The organism is Pseudomonas sp. 8Z, from assembly GCF_902506535.1.
Taxonomy (GTDB): domain Bacteria; phylum Pseudomonadota; class Gammaproteobacteria; order Pseudomonadales; family Pseudomonadaceae; genus Aquipseudomonas.
The window spans coordinates 90,471-110,159 of sequence record NZ_LR733824.1 but is presented as its reverse complement, the minus strand read 5'-3'; the positions used below and the strand labels follow the sequence as shown (position 1 = coordinate 110,159).

Sequence of the window (19,689 nt, the reverse complement as noted above, 5' to 3'; positions counted from 1 at the left end):
GCAGGTCGTACGAAAGTGGGCAAGCCGTTTGCCCGATATGGATTCAGCGTCCGAACATGCGCAGCAGCGTGCTGTCACGGTCGATGAAGTGGTGTTTGAGCGCTGCCAGACCATGGACACCGGCAAAGATCACCAAGCCCCAGGCCAGTATGCGGTGGATATCGCCAGCGACATCCTCCTGGTCGGGAATGCCGGTGAGTGTGGCGGGCACGGTAAACAGGCCGAAAACCTCGATACCGCGGCCATCAGCGGTAGAAATGAGATAGCCAGCGATCATTACGGCGAACAGCCCCAGATAAAGCAGGCCATGGCCAATTTTTGAAGCCAGACGTGTCATCGTGCCATGGCTAGCCAGTGGTGCCGGTGGGGGACTGATCAGACGCCAGAGCACGCGCAACAACATCAACGCGAACAGAATCAAACCAATGCTCTTGTGCAGGTCAGGTGCTTCTTGCCGCCAAGGATCGTAGTAACTCAAGCCCACCATCCAGTAACCGAGAGCGAACAAGCCAAAAACAGCCAACGCGACCAGCCAGTGCAGCGAAATATTGATCAGACCATAACGAGCGGAAGAGTTACGCCACTGCATGCCATATGTCCCTGAGAAGGAAGTGGAGAAAGATTATCGACAAAAGCATCGAATTAAAGGGAATTTTTTCGCTTGGAAATATCGAGAAATACGATATCTAAACCCTTATTTCAGGGCGACTGATTAGTCGAGCAAGCACCTGAGAAAGTTGCCCGCTCGCCGCCCAGCGGCGCAACGGCAGGCATGAACGGCCACAGGTGCAGCAAGCGAGCATCTGCTAGGCTGTGCGGCCGAAAACTGGGAGAACCTCATGAGCCTGAATGACCAGTGGATGCAGCGCGACCTCAAGGTGCTGTGGCACCCCTGCACACAGATGAAGGATCACCAAAGCCTACCGCTGATCCCGATTCGACGCGGCCAGGGCGTGTGGCTGGAAGACTTCGACGGCAAGCGCTATCTCGACGCTGTCAGCTCCTGGTGGGTCAACGTCTTCGGCCACGGCAATGCGTGCATCAACGCACGCATTCGTGACCAGTTGGAAAACCTCGAACACGTGATGCTCGCCGGTTTCACCCACGAGCCCGTGGTTGAACTGTCCGAACGCCTGGTGCAAATCACCCCGCCAGGATTGAACAAGGTGTTCTACGCCGATAACGGCTCTTCAGGCATCGAAGTGGCGCTGAAGATGAGCTTCCATTACTGGCTCAACAGCGGTCAGGCAGCCAAGAAGCGCTTCATCACACTGACCAACAGCTACCACGGCGAAACCGTGGCGGCGATGTCGGTGGGCGACGTGTCGCTGTTCACCGACACCTATAAGGCGCTGCTGCTCGACACCATCAAGGTGCCTAGCCCGGACTGCTACCTGCGCCCCGAGGGCGTGAGCTGGGAGGAACACTCGCGTGTCATGTTCGCCCATATGGAGCAGGCGCTGGCAGAACACCACCAAGAAGTCGCCGCCGTAATTGTCGAGCCGCTGATCCAGGGCGCGGGCGGCATGCGTATGTATCACCCGATCTACCTCAGACTGCTGCGCGAAGCCTGCGATCGCTATGGTGTGCACCTGATCCACGACGAAATCGCCGTCGGCTTTGGCCGCACCGGGACGATGTTTGCCTGCGAGCAGGCCGCTATCACCCCGGATTTTCTGGTGCTGTCCAAAGCACTCACCGGCGGTTACCTACCAATGGCCGCCGTACTCACCACCGATGAGGTCTACGCCGCCTTCTACGACGACTACGCCACGCTGCGCGCCTTCCTCCATTCGCACACCTACACCGGCAACCCGCTGGCCTGCGCAGCCGCTCTGGCGACTCTGGACATTTTCCGCGACGACAACGTGATCGAGCGCAACAAGGCGCTGGCCGCGCGCATGCATAGCGCTAACGCGCACCTGGCCGAGCACCCGCATGTAGCGGAAGTGCGCCAGACGGGCATGGCCCTGGCCATCGAGATGGTGCAGGACAAGACCGCCAAGACCGCCTATCCCTGGCAAGAGCGCCGAGGCCTGCGTGTCTATCAGCATGCACTGCAACGCGGCGCACTGCTGCGTCCGTTGGGCAGCGTGGTGTATTTCCTGCCGCCCTACGTGATCACCCCGGAGGAGATCGACTTTCTCGCCGAAGTGGCCAGCGAAGGCATCGACATCGCCACGCGCGAGTCAGTCAGCGTGGCGGTGGACAACCGCTACCCTGACCACCGCGATCCAGGCTGAGACGGCCACAGGCTTCAGGCAGCACGCTGCCGGCGTTAAACTGCGCGCCTAAAGCCTGCCGCCTGTAGCCTGAAGCCCCTATGCGCCTATCCCGTTTCTTCATCGATGCCCCCCTTTCCCTCGGCCAACACGAGCTGCCCGAGGCCCAAGCCCACTACATCGGCCGTGTGCTGCGCCATGCAGTAGGCGATGCCGTGCAACTGTTCGACGGCAGCGGCCAGGAATACCTCGGCGAGCTGATCGAGGTGAGCAAGAAGAGCGTGCGCGTGGAATTACGCGAGGCAATACCGGGGCTGAGCGAATCACCACTGAGCATCCACCTCGGCCAGGGCCTGTCGCGCGGTGAACGCATGGACTGGGCGATTCAGAAAGCCACTGAGCTGGGCGCCAGCGAAATTACCCCAATCGTTTCCGAACGCTGCGAGGTGCGTCTAAAAGACGAACGCGCTGATAAACGCTTGGCCCACTGGCGCCAGGTGGCAATCAGCGCCTGCGAGCAGTGCGGTCGCTCGGTGCTACCAACGATCAACCCGCCGCTGGAGCTGGCCACCTGGCTGCAACAAATCGAAGCTGACCTAAAGCTGGTACTGCACCCGGTAGCAGCGCCCCTGCAAAGCCACGACAGGCCAGGCAGCCTGGCGTTTCTGATCGGCCCGGAAGGCGGCTTGAGCGATGCCGAAGTCGATCTGGCCAAAGGTGCCGACTTCCATGCCGCTCGCCTGGGCCCACGGGTTTTACGCACGGAAACAGCCCCTGTGGTCGCACTGAGCGTGGCTCAACAACTCTGGGGCGACCTTCAGGCGTAAGATGTCGCCTCCGCGTAACAAAATGTGACCTCAAGAGATTGCAAGCCCGCCAGGCTTTGTCATGCTCTGCGCGCCGCGCGCAACCCGCTTTACCAGCAATCTGCGCCCGGCTAAGGCCGACGCCCCGCTGCGTCGCTCGTCTTCCTATAACAAATCAACGGGCAACGGCCCCGCCCAAAAGGCGACCGCAAGCCCAGGAGCATTGCATGAACGAACTGGTCTCGACCCTCAACGGTCTGGTCTGGAGCCCGGCGCTGATTTACCTCTGTCTCGGCGTTGGTCTCTACTTCTCTCTGCGCGGTCGCTTTCTCCAGGTCCGTCACTTCAAGGAAATGATTCGCCTGATGTTCGCCGGGCGTACCGACGAACACGGCATCACCTCGTTCCAGGCACTGACCATGACACTCGCCGGTCGCGTCGGTACCGGCAACATCGCCGGTGTGGCCACTGCCATCACCTTCGGCGGCCCAGGCGCTGTGTTCTGGATGTGGATGGTGGCCTTCCTCGGCGCCAGCTCGGCATTCGTCGAATCCACCCTCGGCCAGGTGTACAAGGAAAAGCTCAACGGTGAATACCGCGGCGGCCCGGCCTTCTACATCGAGAAAGGCCTGGGCCTGAAGTGGTACGCCTGGCTGTTCGCCATCGTTACCGTGTTCGCCTGCGGCCTGCTGCTGCCGGGTGTACAGGCCAACTCCATCGCCTCAAGTGTGAACACCGCCTTCGGCATCAGCCCGAACGTCACCGCCGCGGTGCTGGCGGTGCTGATCGGCCTGATCATCTTCGGCGGCGTCAAGCGCATCGCCCACTTCACTCAGGTGGTGGTGCCGTTCATGGCGCTGGGCTACATCCTGGTCGCCCTGGTCATCATCCTGCTCAACATCGGCCAACTGCCGAGCGTGATCGCTCTGATCTTCAAGAGCGCCTTCGGGATGGAAGCCGGTTTCGGCGCCATTCTCGGTATGGCCATCCAGTGGGGCGTGAAACGCGGCGTCTATTCCAACGAAGCTGGCCAGGGCACCGGCCCGCACGCCTCGTCCGCCGCAGCCGTCAGCCACCCGGCCAAACAGGGCCTGGTACAAGGCTTCTCGGTCTATGTCGACACCCTGTTCGTCTGCTCGGCAACCGCCTTCATGCTGCTGATCACCGGCCAGTACAACGTCCAGGCGCCGGACGGTAGCGCGCTGTTCACCGGCATCGCCGGTGTCGCCGCCGGCCCCGGCTACGTGCAAACAGCCATGGAGAACATGATGCCCGGCTTCGGCAACGCCTTCGTCGCCATCGCCCTGTTCTTCTTCGCCTTCACCACCATCCTGGCGTACTACTACATCGCTGAAACCAACATCGCCTACATCAACCGCAAGGTGAACCGCCCCATTCTCACCCTGCTGCTGAAGTTCGCCATCATCGCCGCGACCGTCTACGGCACCGTGCACAGTGCCACCTTCGCCTGGGATCTGGGTGACCTCGGCGTGGGCCTGATGGCCTGGCTGAACATCATCGCCATCATCCTGATGCACAAAATCGCCTACAAGTGCCTGAAGGACTACGAAGAGCAGCAGGATCAGGGCAAGGATCCGGTGTTCCACCCCGAGAAGCTCGGCATCAAGAATGCCGACTACTGGGGTAGCCACACGTCGGAAGACAACCTAGCCGCTGAGAAGGCTGAAAAAGCGCAGCAACTGCAGCGCTGATGCGCCTATAGAGTTGCCCGGGCTGAGCCCTGGGTGACACTGGCAGCACCCTAGAAATCCGATGTCGCCATGGCGGCATCGGATTTTTTGTTTCTGGTGTATTGGATCAGAGGCGGTTTGATTGATACCGGACTGGCAAGTTTGTGTGCTGGCCGTTCGGGTGTATGTTCCGAATTGCCGCGTTTCTGCTGATGTTTCTGGTTTCGCCCTCCCGGGCGAGTGACTTTTGACGGGCAAAAGTAACCAAAACCCTCCGCCCTTTCATCCGGCCCTGGCTGCGCCAGGGTTCGCTCACTCCATCGCCGCTCCAGAGGCCCGCCGCGGTGGGCCATCCATGGCCCATCGCGGCTCTCGCGACATCCATGTCGCTCGACCTCTTACACGACGATTCCGTTCGCCCTCCTGGGCGGGCTCTGCACGCGCCTGAGCCTGCGGTAATCCAGAATTAGCGTGGAGTGCTTGAACATGGGGCAGCCTTAGGGCTGACCGGAATGCTGGCTGAAAGCCGGCAAGCTAAAACTACGTGAATGAAAGTATTGGTTTAACTCGACGGCCACATCGCAACTTCACAGCTACCAGAACGCGCCGAGCGCACCTTGGAATGCCAGTTCGTTCAGGCGCGCGAATGTCCCCTTCAGGAGGATGAGTGGAATCGTTGTGTAGAGGGTTGAGCGGCATGGATGCCGCGACGACTGCATGGATGCAGGAGGTAGAGCGACGCAGGATGCCAAAGCCGAGAGCTGCGATGGGCCAGGGATGGCCCTTCGCAGCGTGCCCTCGGAGCAACGATGGAGCGAACGAACCCCGGCGAAGCCGGGGCCGGATGATGGGGTGCGCTTTCTTTTGCTTACTTTTCTTTGCGCTGGGCGGCAATCCGAGTTCAAAGAAAAGTGAGTCGCCCGAGGGGGCGAAACCCGGAATATCTGAAGACATCCAAAGCGGCGCCCAGAACACCAACACAGACCCAAAAGATCACACACAAACTTGCCCGTCCGGTATCAAACCCGCCCCGATACACCGCAAAGAATCCCCCTGAAAATCACCCCAACCCACGCAAGGTCAGCGCCGCCAGCGCCAGCAACAACACCCCACATCCGGCATAACTCAACCGATGCCAGAGCAGCGAGGTGTTGCGCCGTAACCAATCCACCAACGCCGCACAAACAAAACACCAGACCAACGAAGCCAGCATGAAGCCAGCGAAGAACACCAGCATCTGCTCGCTCGTCGGCGTGCCCTCGACGATCCCGGCCAGCGCACTGCCCAACGCGCCCCAGAACACGATGTTCTTCGGGTTGGACAACGACAGCAACGCGCCAGCGGCAAAGGCGCTGCGAGCCTGTGCGTCGCCTTCTTCCTCCTGTTGCGGCGGCTGCCAGGCATCGCGCAGGCCCTGCACGCCCAGCCAGGCCAGATAAGCGGCGCTGGCCAGCGTCAACGGCACACGCACGCTGTCCTGGCCGAGCAGCAACACCAGGCCACTCAGGCCGATCAACGCCCACAGCGCATCACCGATCAACGAGCCCAGCTGCACCAGCAATGCCGGGCGATAGCCGCCACTGAGACCACGACGCAGGGTTTCACTGAATACCGCCCCTGGCGAGATGACGAATGCCAGACCGAACAGCACGGCGGCGATAAAGACCGTCAACATGACTCGACTCCCCTTTCAAGATGGCGCCGATTATGGCGCGGCGCCAAGGGAAGCGCTTGAACCGGATTGCTCAGCAGCGCAGCAAGGTCTGATAGCGCCCAGGGCTGATGCCATAGGCTGCGCGGAAATGGCGGTTCAGATGGCTCTGGTCGGCAAAGCCCAGCACATGAGCCACCTCGCCGGCTGGCCTGCCCTGACGCAACAGCCCCTGAGCACGACGCGTGCGCAATTGCATGGCCCACTGCCTGGGGCTGAGGCCGGTGTATTTCTGGAAGCTGCGCAGCAGATGGAATTTCGACAGGCCCAGTTCACTGGCCATTTCCCCCAGGCCAGGGCTGCGCTGCAGATTGGCAGCCAGCAACTCCTGCAGGCGGTGCACGGCGGTATGCCCGACCTCGCGGAGAGATACCAGACCGATACCAGCACCGGATACCACCCGCGCCAGCAGCAGGGTCAGGTGCTCTTCACCGCGCTCGCGCCAGAGCGCATCGTCACTCAGGCAGGCCTCGACTGCGCGGCCTAGCTCGCCCGCCAGTACCGCATCGTGCTGCCAGGGACGCTCGAACTGCACAGCATTCAGCCCCAGACTGTCTGCCAGACTCTCCACCGGCAGGTAGACCCCAACATAGCGCCACGGCTGGCCTTCGACCGCGCCGCCGCCCTGGATTTCGCCTGGGTTATAGGTGGTGATGCAGCCGGCAGACGCCGTGAAGGTTCGGCCATCCAGCCACACCTGCTCTTCACCCAGCAGGTTGGCGCTGATGACGAATTCGTCGTGGCTGTGTTTGTCGAAGTGCTGACCGGACGCCGTGCAACTGGCGACCTCGAGATCGCCCAGGCGCGCCAGGCGCAAACCGCCGTTAGATGATTCCGGCATCTTCGAGCAACTGCTCAAGGCCGATCAGATCGGGAATACGCACCACGTCCTCACCGATCCGCGCCGCGCCCAGCTCCAGCGGCGCCAAAGCCACATCGGCGGCAGGTAGATCGCTCTCAACCTTGAACGAACGCGGAATGCCCTGCACCAACAGAGCGATGAATTTAACCTTGGGACGTCCACCGAGCGCATTGAGCACGGCAACTCGAGCGCGGCTACCTGGCTCGACCTGGGCGCCACTGGCGGCCTCAAAGGACAACAGCGGCAAGCGCAGATCACGCCAGGCGATTTGGCCAAGATACCAGTCAGGCATACCCTCATCGACCTGCGGTGCGCGGTAGGCAATCAACTCTGCAACGGCCACGTTAGGCAGCAGCAGGGTTCGGTCAGCCAGCGGCACCAGCAGGCCGGTAAGGCTGGCGGCACTGTTCTGGGTGGCAACGGCTTGGCTCATGGAAACGTCCTTAACTGCAATGTTCGGCGATGTGATTGACCAGGGCCACGGCCAGCTCGCGCGGGTCGGCACTGAAGGCGCTATAACCACCCTCGCGCAGGCTGTCGGGCATGCTCGGGCTGGCGCAACTGTCGGCACGCTGCGTCCAGATCACCCCGCCCTGCCGTTTGACGTAGGCTGCAGCGGCGCTGCCATCGCTACCCATGCCACTGAAGACGATCACGCCACACTGAGCGCCATACTGCTGCGCCAGATTGAGCATCATCTGGTCAATCGAAGGACTATAAGGATCCGGCCAACCGCGCTCGGCAATCTGCATGGCGCCATCTTCGGCGAAACCCAACTCGTGATTGATCGGCGCGACCACCACTTCGCCACAGCGTACCGGGTCGCCCTGGCGCGCGCTGTTGACGTGCCACTGACTGTGGCGACCAACGGCCTGGGGTAACGCCGCTTCGAAGCTGGCATCGATGTGTTGGGCATAGATGAATCCAACTGGCAGACCACCAGGCAGCGCATCAAGGAAAGACTTGACCGCCGCCGGCCCCCCAAGGGAAGCGGCCAGCAACCAGACCTGGCGCGCGGGCTCACCCGCTTTGAGCGGAGTATCAGCCAGCACTTGGGGCAACTCCAGACGCGCTGGGCGCTGCCCGTCATCCAGCAACGCCTGCAGGCTTGGCCCAACCGCCTGAGTCGGGTCGCCAACCAGACGCTTGAGCTTACTGAACAAGCTGCGCTCCCAGCGTGGGTAGTTTTCCGAATGCCGCTCGGGAGCATGCCCCTCACCAAACAAGACCGGTGCGCTGGCACGTTCGAGCAAGCTATCGACCAATGGCGAGTCCTCGGACTGAGCCAGGTCAACCAGCCATAGATCGGTTTCACAGTCAGCCAGCGCAGCCTCATCGAGGCGTGCCGGGTCACTGTTAAGCACCACGTTGTAACCACCTCCGGCCAGAGCCTGCTGCAGCACATGACGCTGCAGCGAAGTGTCGGCAATGACCGCGATACGCGCTGCCATTCTTTGCGTCATGCCTGATCCCCTCGCTGGCTACTGACCAATTGCACAATGCTGTCGAGCAGCAGGGACTCCTGATAAGGCTTGCCGAGGTACTGGTTGACCCCGATGGCCATGGCGCGCTCGCGGTGTTTCTCACCGGTACGCGAGGTGATCATGATGATCGGCAGATCCTTGAGGTGTTCGTCGTGGCGCACCAGGGTCGCCACCTCGAAGCCGTCCATGCGCGGCATCTCGATGTCCAGCAGCATGATGTCAGGCTTGTGCTCCTGCAGTTGGGCGATGGCGTCTACCCCGTCCTTGGCGGTCATCACGTTCATGCCATTGCGCTCAAGCAGGCGGCTGGTGACCTTGCGCACGGTAACCGAATCGTCCACCACCATGACCAGCGTGGGACGCTCCGCCTCCACCTCTTCGTTGGCAGCATCAGCGCGACCAAGCTGACGCGGCGTGAGCTGGCTGAGCAACCGCGCATGCAGACTGCGGATGGTCGCCAGCAAATCGAGAATCACCACCACGCGACCGTCACCGAGGATGGTCGCACCGGAAATGCCGTGCACCCCAGCGAACTGCGGGCCAAGGCTCTTCACCACAATCTCGCGCGAGCCTGCCAGGCTGTCGACCTGCACCGCCACAGCGTGCTCGCTGGAGCGCACCAGAATCACCGGCAGCGGCAAGCTCTGCCCAACTAGCTTAGGATGATGGCCGTTATTGAGCAGATCGCCCAGGTACTTCAGCTCATAGGCCTGCCCGGCGTATTCGAAGCGCGGGGCATCTGGCGCGTAGTAGGCCTCCAGCTCATAAGGCGAGACGCGCACGATACCTTCGATGGTATTGAGCGGAATGGCGTAGAGATCTTCGCCGGAATACACCATCAACGCGCGGTTGACCGACACGGTGAACGGCAGGCGAATGGTGAAGCGCGTGCCCTGGCCAACGCTCGAGTCGATACTCATTGAGCCGCCGAGCTGCTTGACCTCCGAGTGCACCACATCCATACCGACGCCACGCCCAGAAATCTGCGTGACCTTTTCAGCCGTGGAGAAACCGGCTTCAAGAATGAACTGCAGGATCTCGTGATCGCTGAGATCGCTGCCCTCGTCCATCAGGCCACGTTCGAGGGCCTTGCGCCGTACAGCATCGAGGCGAATGCCGCCACCGTCGTCATCCAACGTCAGGACGATATCACCGCCCTCGCGACCGAGGCTGAGGCGGATACTGCCAGTTTCCGACTTGCCGGCGGCGCGGCGCACTTCGGCAGTCTCGATACCGTGGTCGACGGCGTTGCGCAGCATGTGCTCCAGAGGCGCGACGATGCGCTCAAGCACCGTGCGATCCATTTCACCCTCGGCGTTACTGACGAGGAACTCCACCTGCTTACCCAACTCGCTCGCCACCTGCCGGACGATACGGCGCAAACGTGGCACCAGACGGTCGAACGGCACCATGCGCGTACGCATCAGGCCTTCCTGCAGCTCGGTGTTGACCCGTGCCTGCTGCAACAACAGCGTCTCGGCGTCACGGTTCTTCGCCGCCAGGGTCTCTTTCAGATCGAGCAAGTCGGAGGCCGATTCGAACAGGGCACGCGAAAGCTGCTGCAACTGCGAATGGCGATCCATCTCCAGCGGGTCGAAGTCTTCGTAACCGGCACGCTCGGCCTCGGCTTGATAGCGGCTGAGAATCTGTGCCTGGGTTTCGGTATCGAGGCGACGCAACTGGTCGCGTACCCGGTCGATGGTCGCTTCCATCTCGCTCAGAGTGAAACTGACATCGCTTACCTGCTGCTCGACGCGGCCCCGGAAGATCGAGGTTTCACCGGCCAGGTTGACCAGCCCTTCGAGCAGTTCCGCTGGCACCTTGACCAGTTCCTGCGGCGCGCGGCGCGCGGCGGCCTCTTCGGCAGCTTCACGGGCACGCTGTACGAACGGCAGCACCTTGTCGAGCTGTACCTGTACTGACTGCTCGCTGGCGGCAATGATCGGCGCAGGTGCAAGGCGTGCGGGGGCGAGCTGCGGAACAGCAGGCGGCTCACTGGACACCTCGTCGACCAGGCTTTCATCCAGGCGCTGGCGCAGTTGATCGAGCTCCGCCTGCAGGCCCTCGAAACCGGACTGCACATCGAGGAACAGGCTCTGCGGCCAAGGTGCACCCTGCTGTAAGGCCTCGCTCAGATGCTGTTCCAGAGCGTGGCTCATATCGCCAAGACGTTTCTGCCCAGCCAAGCGTGCACCGCCCTTGAGGGTGTGCAGGATACGCAGCATCTCGTCGATGGCAGCACTGTCGTCGCGCTGCTCTTCCCAGCGCCCGTGAGCAGTTTCCATCGCTTCTAGCAGGTCGTCCGCTTCCTCAAGGAAGATTTCCAGAATATCGCTGTCCGCCTCGTTTTCAGGGCTGGACTCCACAACTGCCTTGAGCTGCACGGACGAGGGAATGCTGACCTGCTCGTCTGGATTGGCACGCAGGCGCTTGATCGCCTCGATCAGGGTTTCGCCTTGTGGCACGGCGCGCCTGGCACGCACGGCGTCGAGCATCTCCGCCAGGCGGTCATGGCAGGCTTGCAGGAGGGCAAACAGCTCCGGGCTGGCGCGCATGCGCCCTGTGCCCAGACCTTCATAGAGAAACTCAAGCTCATGCGCGAGATCGCCGATCTCGCGGATCTCGGCCATACGCGCACCGCCTTTGAGGGTGTGCAAATCGCGCTGCAGGGCTTCGAGTTCGAGGCTGTTGTCGACATCCGCCATCCAGCGCTGCAAGGCAGCACCGGCACTATCGATAATGTCGAAACCTTCCTCCAGAAAGATTTCCACGAGCTCGGGGTCGCGCTCGTCATGCCAGTCGGACTGCGCCTGTACTGGAGCATCTGGCTCTGGCTCTGGCTCTGGCTCTGGCTCTGGCTCTGGCTCTGGCTCTGGCTCTGGCTCTGGCTCTGGCTCTGGCTCTGGCTCTGGCTCTGGCTCTGGCTCTGGCTCTACAGCAGGATCGTCCGCCACTGGCAGTTCGTCGAGCGCCAATACGTCGCTGTCCATGCTCGACTCATCGGGCTCGCTCGGCGGTTCGAGGTGCTCTGCGGCCTCCCCCAATACAGACGAGGACTCGTCGTGCGCTTGCTCCTCGTCCGGCGTCTCATCGACCACCGCCTCGATTGGCGTAACACCAGCCGACAAGCCTTGGCCGACGCCTACCTGGCGGAACTGACGAATAGCCTGGATCAAGTCATTGCCCAATGTCAGCGGCTGGCGCGCCTGCAATTGGTCGAGCATCAATCCAAGACGATCATGGCTACGCTGCAGTAGATCCCCCAGTTGCTCGGAATAGGCGTAACGACGATCCACCAAGCCCTCATAGAGTGACTCCAGCTCATGGCCGAGATCACCGATGGGGCGAATGGCAGCCATGCGTGCACCACCTTTGAGGGTGTGCAAATCGCGCTGCAATGAGGACAGTGGCAGGGTGTTTTCCGGCTCACTGAGCCAGCGTTCTAGGGCCTGACCGGCACTGTCGAGAATATCCACCGCCTCTTCGAGAAAGATTTCCACCATCTCGTCGTCAAGGTCGGCGTCAAGTGCCTGCGGCGATACGACAGACTCCTGCGGCAGCTCATCGAGCGGCTCAGCATTGCCCGGCAACGCCTCGACATCAGCCCCCAGGGCCTCGGTGGCAGCGCCCAAATCAATAGCTTCGAGACCTTCAGCGCCTGGTTTGAGCAGGGCCAGCATGGACGGATCCAGAGCCTCGTCGAGCAATCTGCGCAGAGCATCGACGCGCTCAGGCTGCGGCGTTACCTCCAGAGCAGCAGCAACCTGATCCATCATGCCGACAAGGGCTTCGTGGGCAGCCTCCGCCTCATCGAAGAAACGCTTGCTGACCGCTAGGCTGCCGTCTTCAACCGCGCCATAAGTATCCAGCAGTGCCTCGCACAGTTCATCGATCTGCGGCAGCTCGGCCATTTCGGCGCCACGCCCGAGCGTTGTCAGCTCGTCTAGCAGTTCAGATAGCTCCTGACGCTCGGCTGGATGTTCACGCCATTTGCGCAGCAACTCTTCGGCGTCGAGCAGAATATCCATACCTTCTGCAAGGAAAATACCGATAAGTTGCGGATCGCGAAGCTCGCCACTTTCGCTATTGCGATCATCCTCTGCCTGATCAAGTCGCTCTTGATGTAATGCCTGCACCTGCGCGACAAAAGCATCAGCGCCATCAATGGGCGCCAACGGCTGGCTTTCTAGCTGATCGAGCCCGGCACGGAACAGCTTTTCGGCCTGACTAAGCAACTCTGCGGCAACCAGATCCACCTCAATCAGGTTGGTCTTGAACTCTTTGACCAGTTTTTCCAGCGGTGCGGCAATTTCTGCCACGGGCAGAATGCCTGCCATGTAGGCACTGCCTTTGAGCGTATGCAACGCACGCTGCAGGTTATCGGTCACTGGTTGAGGCAGTTCTCGACTGCAATCGGCGAGGAAGCCAACCAGGGTTTCCAAATGGGTGTCCGCTTCGTTGCGGAAAATTTCCAGCAACTGCGGATCAAGGGGCTCGCTTTCAGCGAGCCTTTCAGTCGATGCCTCGCTGTCGGGGGACTCGCCCTTGCTGTGGTCGATTTCATCAGAGGAGTCGGCGAGGGCTGGAGCATCCGCCAAGACGCTATCGGTAGCCTCATTGTCGCCCACGGACTCGGCTACCTGCTCGGCGACCGGGGCGTCAGATTTTGGGGGGGTCAGCCCCTTGGCCAGCGCATGCGCGGTCGCCGCCAGCAGGTCGACATCATTGCGCTGACGCTGAGCCTTGGCAGCAAACTCATCGACCAGCGCGGGCATCAAGGCGACTACATCGAGCACGACCTGTTGCACAGCCTCACCCGGCTCGATGCTACGGTCGAGCACACGGTTGAGCAGGTTCTCGATCGACCAAGCCAGCTCACCGATGACCAACGCACGCACCATCCGCCCACTGCCTTTGAGTGTATGAAAGGCACGGCGTATCTCGATCAGAGCTTCCTTGTCATCGGTATTGGCCTGCCACTTGGGCAGATACTCGGCGATGGTTTCCAGCACCTCGCCAGCTTCTTCGATGAAGACTTCGAGCAGGTCTTCATCCACCGGCTCTTCATCGGCAGGCGGTGGCAACAGGCTCGGCGGTACCTCGCCAGCGGGGGGGTTGATCGCCTGCGCCGGGGCAGCCATGACATCGGCCATGGACAGAGGCCTTTCGACCTCATCAGGGACGGTAGCAGGCGACACCGGCGCAGCACTGGGCAGTTCGACCTCCGGCAGCTCCAGATCGGCCAGTTCCAGCTCGTCCCACTGCGGCGCTGCGGCTGGCTCATCGAGGTCGAGCTCAATTTCGTCGAGCTGGTACTCTTCTTCAGCGGCCTCTACCGGCTGCACTGCAGGCAGTTCCTCGAGAGGCTCCAAGTCGAAGGTGACAGTCTCGGCTGGCAGCGATTCGGAGGTCGTCGGCTCCGCCAGCGGCTCAGCGTCCAGCAGCCATTGTTCCTCCACGGGCGTGGTCGGCTCGACGTCAGCGATCAGCCGCTCATCCAGCGGCAGCTCCAGCGCGCCGTCTTCAGCGCTAAGCAGCTCGATCTCCTGAAGCGGATCGTCGAGCGGCGCCGGAGTCTCGACCCGGTCAAGAATCGAAGGTTTTTCCTGCAACGGGTAGCCCAATGCCTCCAAGCTCTCCTCAGCCACGTCGAGAATCAGATCGCCCTGAGAGCCATGATCCTCGGCCAGACGCTCAAGGTAATACTCAACACTGGTGATCGCATCCGCCAGGGTGTCCAGGCTCTGCCAGTTGGGTACGGCCTTGCGTGCCAGCAACTGCTCCTGAATATAGCGATTACATGCATTGAGCTGGTCGGCAGCACGTTGCAGTGGAATCATTGCCAGGCCACCGCGCACCTGAGTGAGCAACTCCGGCACACGCGCCAGGTGTTCGTGATTCCACTGCGACGCAATGAATTCGATAATCGCGTCTTTGGCCTGCTCCAGCCCGTTGCGCGCCTCTTTGATGACAAGCTGGTGAATCTGCGCCACATCAGTGGTCGGCAGGTGGCTCTGCTCGTTCTGGCGCTCCTCACTCGGGCCAACCATCCCGGCTAACGTGGCCTCGACATAAAGCAAGGCACCGGCGACGTCCATCAACACCGCATCGTTCGGCTCACGCTGACCGAGGGACAGGCCATGAATGACGTCAATCTGATCGAGAATCACCTTACGCGGCTGACCAAAGCCCAACACGGCCAGCGTATCGGCGATCTGTTTGAGCGGCCCCAGCAGGGCATCCAACTCGCTGGGCTGGTTGCGGTCACTGCGTACGAACAAATCGAGGCTGTCCTTGACCCGCACCAGTTCCTCGCACAGCGCGCCCACGACAGAACGCATGGCATCGCGATCAGGGCCGGCTAAACGAGCGCGCTCTTCATCCACGACCTCAGTGTCCGGCAGCGCTTCGTCCAGACGATATTGCTCTTTGAGGGCGTTGATACGAGGCGATTGCGCCGGGGCCTTGGCCACATAGAACAGCAGGTTCTTGGTCAGCTCATCTGGCGCAGGTTGGTTGATGCCATCAGCGCCCTGCTCAGCCAGGCGTTTGAGTTCCTTGTCGACCTGACGCAGCAGGGTACGCACCGATGTGCCGTTGACCACACTGCCATTGGCCAGGCCTTCGACCATACCGGAAGCGATCTGCCACAAGCTGCCAAGCGGAGCGTCTTTGCACAAGCTTTCCAGACGCGCGAAAACACGTGCCATATAACCAAGATTGGTGGCCAAATCCTGGTTGCGAATCACGCCCACCAGTGCGACCTGCAGCATCTGCCGCAGCTTACGCAACAGCCCTGGCAGCTCGGCGGTACGCAGGCGTGCCAGGCCACCCTCCGGCAGCGCCGACTGGCGCATTGACATATCAGGCGAGAATAAACTCGTTTCCGACAGCAGCTTCTCACCACGGGCGGCACGCAGATCGTTGAGTAGCGGCAGGACGACCATCGGCAAGTCGCGGCGCGCGGTCTGGATGCGATCAAGGTACACAGGCAACTGCAGGATGGCCTGCATCAGCACTTCCAGCGCCTCACCCTGGTTGGCAACGCGACCTTCCATCAGCGCCTTGGCTAGCTGCTCCATTTCCTCTGCCAGCAGAGCGGCACCATAGAACTCGACCATTTGCAGGGTGCCATGCACCTGATGCACATAGGTCAGGCAGAAGCGCATGCGCGTCGGATCCTGAGGATTCTCGACGAACGCCTCCAGAGCCTGGCGCGCCTGCTTCAGGGTTTCTGCAATTTCGCCTTTGACCCACTCCAGGGCGACATAATCATGCCGATCACCCATAGCCACTCCACTCATAAACTTGGCTTATCCCTTGCGGGTAAACGCCAGAACGCGCTCGTCGGCCACCGGTACCAGATCCGGGTGCTGCCAACCAGATACCTCACCCACACCCACCACCAACAAACCACCCGGCACCAGGCTCTCGGCCAGACGGTTGAGGATGTCGCGGCGACGCCAACGGCGGAAGTAAATCAGCACGTTCTGACAGAAAATCACATCCATGCCGGACATCGGCGCCTTGGCCAGTTCCAGCACATTGAGCTTGGCGCAGCACACTCGCGCCGCCAGGCTCGGCACCACTTTGAAACGTCCATCGGGCTGAGCGAAAAAATAGCGCCTGCGCAACTCGTCGCTCACCTGCTCCAACCTGCGCCCCGAGTAGCAGCCCTCGCGCGCCTTACTTAACGCGCCTTGACTGATATCCGTACCGGTCACGGCAAAATGCTCTGGCAGCTCACTGCCCTGCAACGCCTCGGCGGCCTGGATGGCCAGCGAGTAAGCCTCCTCACCACTGGAGCAGCCAACACTCCAGAACTCCCAGGGTCTGCTCAGACCTGCCTGCAAACGCTCCTGCAGATAACTCGCCAGCACCTCGAACGAAGGCGGGTGGCGAAAGAAGCAGGTCTCCTGCACGGTCAGACGATCCAGCAAGGTCGACCACTCCACTGCACCACGCGGCCCATCGGTCACCTGGCGGTAGTAGCTGGCGTAATCCGTGACGCCCAATTCGCGCATGCGCGCGCTTAGGTTGGTTTGCAGGAAAGATCGGCGCTGTTCGCTAACAATCACGCCCGTACGCTCTTCGAGGAGCGTCTGCCAGTCGTGAAAATCGGCCTGAGACATGTCAACCGAGGGCGTCAAGGCCCAGATGCCGGCTGCCTGCATACCCTGCCCCTCACCCTGAGTCATGCTTATCAAGCAGTGGCCGCAAGCGGCCACCGCACTCCTCATCAGACCGAGTCGTGACTATCCGGGAGAGTGAAGCCCGACACCGAGCGACGCATCTCACTGGCCATCTTGGCCAGGTTACCGATGCTGCGTGCGGTGGCGGTGGTACCTGAAGAAGTCTGCGAGGTGATTTCCTGAATCACGTTCATGGTGTTGGAAATATGACCTGCCGAGGAGGCCTGCTGGCGGGCAGCGTTGGAAATGTTCTGGATAAGGGCCGCGAGGGTCTTGGATACCTTCTCGATCTCTTCCAGCGCCACACCGGCGTCCTGCGCCAGACGGGCACCGCGCACCACTTCAGAGGTCGTCTGCTCCATGGAGATAACGGCTTCGTTGGTGTCGGTCTGAATGGTTTTTACCAGCGCCTCGATCTGCTTGGTGGCTGCAGAGGAGCGCTCTGCAAGGCGTTGCACTTCGTCCGCGACCACGGCGAAGCCACGCCCAGCATCACCGGCCATGGAGGCCTGGATCGCGGCATTCAGTGCGAGGATGTTGGTCTGGTCGGCAATGTCGTTAATCAGGCTAACGATGTCACCGATCTCCTGGGACGACTCACCGAGGCGCTTGATCCGCTTCGAGGTGTCCTGAATCTGCTCACGGATGTTATCCATGCCGGTGATGGTGTTGTGTACAACCTCGTTGCCCTTGTTGGCGATGGCTACGGAGCGTTCCGCTACCGCGGAGGATTCCGAGGCGTTTGCCGATACCTGGTCAATCGACACGGCCATTTCGTTGATTGCCGCCGAAGCCCCGGCGATTTCCTGCGCCTGGTGCTCGGAAGCCTCGGCCAGGTGCATGGCCGTGGCCTGGGTTTCCTGAGCCGCACCGGCCACCTGAACGGCGGTCTGGTTGATGGTTTCTACCAGATCGCGTAGCTGGTCGATGGAGTAGTTGATGGAGTCAGCGATGGCACCGGTGAAGTCTTCGGTTACCGTCGCGGCTACGGTCAGGTCACCGTCGGCGAGGTCGGCGATCTCATCGAGCAGGCGCAGAATCGCGGCCTGGTTACGCTCATTTTTCTCGGCGGTTTCGGCCAGGCGGCGGTTGGTTTCCCGCACCATTACCAGACCGATGAGAATGATCGAGGCCAACGCCAGGCCACCCAGCGCATAAGCAAACAGGGTATTGATGGTGCGCCCGGTCGCCTGATCTTCGAAACCAACAGCCAGGGCGGAAGCTTTGTCCAGCAATGTTTGCGACACCGAGAAAATCGAGTTGGCGGACTCACGCACCTGGAACAATTCCGGCGAGGTTTCCAGAATCTCGTCCACGGAGCCGGATACGAATTCGAACAGCTCAGAAATCTCCGACAGACGATCCAACGCCTCACTGTCGGTTACTTTGCTGATCTCCATTGCTGCGTTGCCTTCAAGCATAGCGCTCAAGACACGACCGAACAGACTGGCATCGCGACCGAACATGTCGGCAGCCTGCACCGAGTCCTCGTCACCGGCCAATACCTTGTTCACCGAACCCAGGATACGTTCTGCCAGCAGCGACTGCCGCTGTGCCACGGCAACCTGGGCAGCAGGCGCGCCGCTCTCGAGCAGAATGTCGACCACTTCTTCGTACTCGACCTGCAGTTGCGGAATGGTCTCAGCCAGCGTCGCGGCTACCTGGTGCAACGACAACACGGTCTGCTCACTGGCCAGGATGGCGTCGGCGTTCTTGCGCAGACTGTCCCAGTCCTGCTGCACGGCAGCCATCTGTGGCCTTACCGACTCGGGCGCAGGCGGCAGCGCGGTACTCGCATCACCATCGGTGAGGAAGCCCCAGCGCTGCTGGAAGTCATTGCGCGCATCGCGCAGCAGGCCGAAGGCCTCCGCCTTACCCGTCGACGCTTCCGTGGCGTTCTTGGCAATACGTTGCGACAGTACGCGCAGCTCACCGGAGTGGCTGATGTACTCAGTGTCATAGTTCGATTGCGTATTGATGTACGCAAAGTTTGCGAACTCCAGTACGAGGGAGACGATCAACACGACGAACAGGCTCGCAATCAGCGTGCTGCTGCGTGTCCCGCCTAATAGATTGCTTGCATTGAGTTTCTTCATTATCTGGCCCCCGCCTGGACCGACCGCACTACGGTGCACGTATAACGCCAACGGGCCGACGGAGCCGACCCAACCGAATTATTTCTAATGAGCCACATCGAGAAACACCTGATCCCGCGTCAGGGCATGCGGACTGAATACCAACCAGGGGTGCTCGCGCTGAAAGACGCCATGAATGAATGGCGCAATACTCGCCTCAAGAGGCGGCAACTGCTCGGAAAAGGTATCCACGGGAAAATGCTGCATACCAAAGACTTCGTCGACCGTGAGGCCCGCGAAGATATCCTGATGATCAACCACCAGCACTCGTCGCAGCTTGCGTAGCGGCGACAATTCACTACCGAAGAAGCCACACAGGTCCATCAGTGGCAACAGGCGGCCGCGCACATTGGCAACGCCTTTGACCCAGCCTTTCACACCTGGCAACTGCGTGTAACGCGGCTCGTGCAGCACCTCGCCAACCTCCCCCATGGGCGCAACGAACAAGCGCTCCCCCATACGGAAACCGATACCGCTCCAGGTCTGTACCGCAGCTTGCTGGGATGGCAAGCCAGCCGCCAACGCACGACAGCGCTGGTCGATCTCACGGAGAATCTGGAAGGGAGTCAGTACGTCCGACATGCCG

At 61.1% G+C, this 19,689-nt stretch carries 12 protein-coding genes; 3 read left to right on the top strand and 9 right to left on the bottom strand.

Translation table 11 applies throughout. The features are described 5' to 3' along the window. Positions 1–43: 43 nt before the first annotated feature. Positions 44–589 carry a cytochrome b gene (locus tag AERO9A_RS00510; protein WP_159969968.1) on the bottom strand — a complete coding sequence of 182 codons (546 nt, stop codon included), beginning with the start codon at positions 587–589 and terminating at the stop codon, positions 44–46. A gap of 250 nt (positions 590–839) precedes the next feature. Here AERO9A_RS00510 and AERO9A_RS00505 point away from each other — a divergent pair, with 250 nt between their 5' ends. From AERO9A_RS00505 to AERO9A_RS00495, 3 genes are all read left to right on the top strand, one after another. After that, positions 840–2,243, top strand: a complete 1,404-nt coding sequence (locus AERO9A_RS00505) for an adenosylmethionine--8-amino-7-oxononanoate transaminase (RefSeq protein WP_159969967.1) — start codon at positions 840–842, stop codon at positions 2,241–2,243. A gap of 80 nt (positions 2,244–2,323) precedes the next feature. Beyond that, positions 2,324–3,049 carry a 16S rRNA (uracil(1498)-N(3))-methyltransferase gene (locus AERO9A_RS00500; protein WP_159969966.1) on the top strand — a complete coding sequence of 242 codons (726 nt, stop codon included), beginning with the start codon at positions 2,324–2,326 and terminating at the stop codon, positions 3,047–3,049. Positions 3,050–3,255: 206 nt separating this feature from the next. Beyond that, positions 3,256–4,740: a sodium:alanine symporter family protein gene (locus tag AERO9A_RS00495; protein ID WP_159969965.1), complete on the top strand. Its 1,485-nt coding sequence runs from the start codon at positions 3,256–3,258 to the stop codon at positions 4,738–4,740. A 1,039-nt stretch (positions 4,741–5,779) separates the two neighbouring features. Here AERO9A_RS00495 and AERO9A_RS00490 read toward each other — a convergent pair. The 8 genes from AERO9A_RS00490 to AERO9A_RS00455 all read right to left on the bottom strand — a co-directional run bounded on the left by AERO9A_RS00490 (position 5,780) and on the right by AERO9A_RS00455 (position 19,685). Next, positions 5,780–6,394: a LysE family translocator gene (locus AERO9A_RS00490; protein WP_159969964.1), complete on the bottom strand. Its 615-nt coding sequence runs from the start codon at positions 6,392–6,394 to the stop codon at positions 5,780–5,782. A gap of 70 nt (positions 6,395–6,464) precedes the next feature. After that, positions 6,465–7,271: an AraC family transcriptional regulator gene (locus AERO9A_RS00485; RefSeq protein WP_159969963.1), complete on the bottom strand. Its 807-nt coding sequence runs from the start codon at positions 7,269–7,271 to the stop codon at positions 6,465–6,467. Continuing rightward, positions 7,255–7,725, bottom strand: a complete 471-nt coding sequence (locus AERO9A_RS00480) for a chemotaxis protein CheW (protein WP_159969962.1) — start codon at positions 7,723–7,725, stop codon at positions 7,255–7,257. The genes AERO9A_RS00485 and AERO9A_RS00480 overlap by 17 nt, the downstream gene beginning before the upstream one ends. A gap of 10 nt (positions 7,726–7,735) precedes the next feature. Then, on the bottom strand, positions 7,736–8,755 hold the full coding sequence (locus tag AERO9A_RS00475) for a chemotaxis protein CheB (RefSeq protein WP_159969961.1): 1,020 nt from the start codon (positions 8,753–8,755) through the stop codon (positions 7,736–7,738). After that, complete coding sequence (locus AERO9A_RS00470) at positions 8,752–16,065, bottom strand: Hpt domain-containing protein (protein WP_159969960.1); 7,314 nt, start codon at positions 16,063–16,065, stop codon at positions 8,752–8,754. Before AERO9A_RS00470 ends, AERO9A_RS00475 begins: the two co-directional genes overlap by 4 nt. A gap of 24 nt (positions 16,066–16,089) precedes the next feature. Further along, positions 16,090–16,950: a protein-glutamate O-methyltransferase gene (locus AERO9A_RS00465; protein WP_159969959.1), complete on the bottom strand. Its 861-nt coding sequence runs from the start codon at positions 16,948–16,950 to the stop codon at positions 16,090–16,092. 65 nt (positions 16,951–17,015) lie between these two features. Then, positions 17,016–19,064, bottom strand: a complete 2,049-nt coding sequence (locus AERO9A_RS00460; RefSeq protein WP_159969958.1) for a methyl-accepting chemotaxis protein — start codon at positions 19,062–19,064, stop codon at positions 17,016–17,018. Positions 19,065–19,148: 84 nt separating this feature from the next. Then, a complete protein-coding gene (locus AERO9A_RS00455; protein ID WP_159969957.1) occupies positions 19,149–19,685 on the bottom strand; it encodes a chemotaxis protein CheW in 537 nt (178 codons plus the stop codon). Positions 19,686–19,689 lie beyond the last annotated feature (4 nt).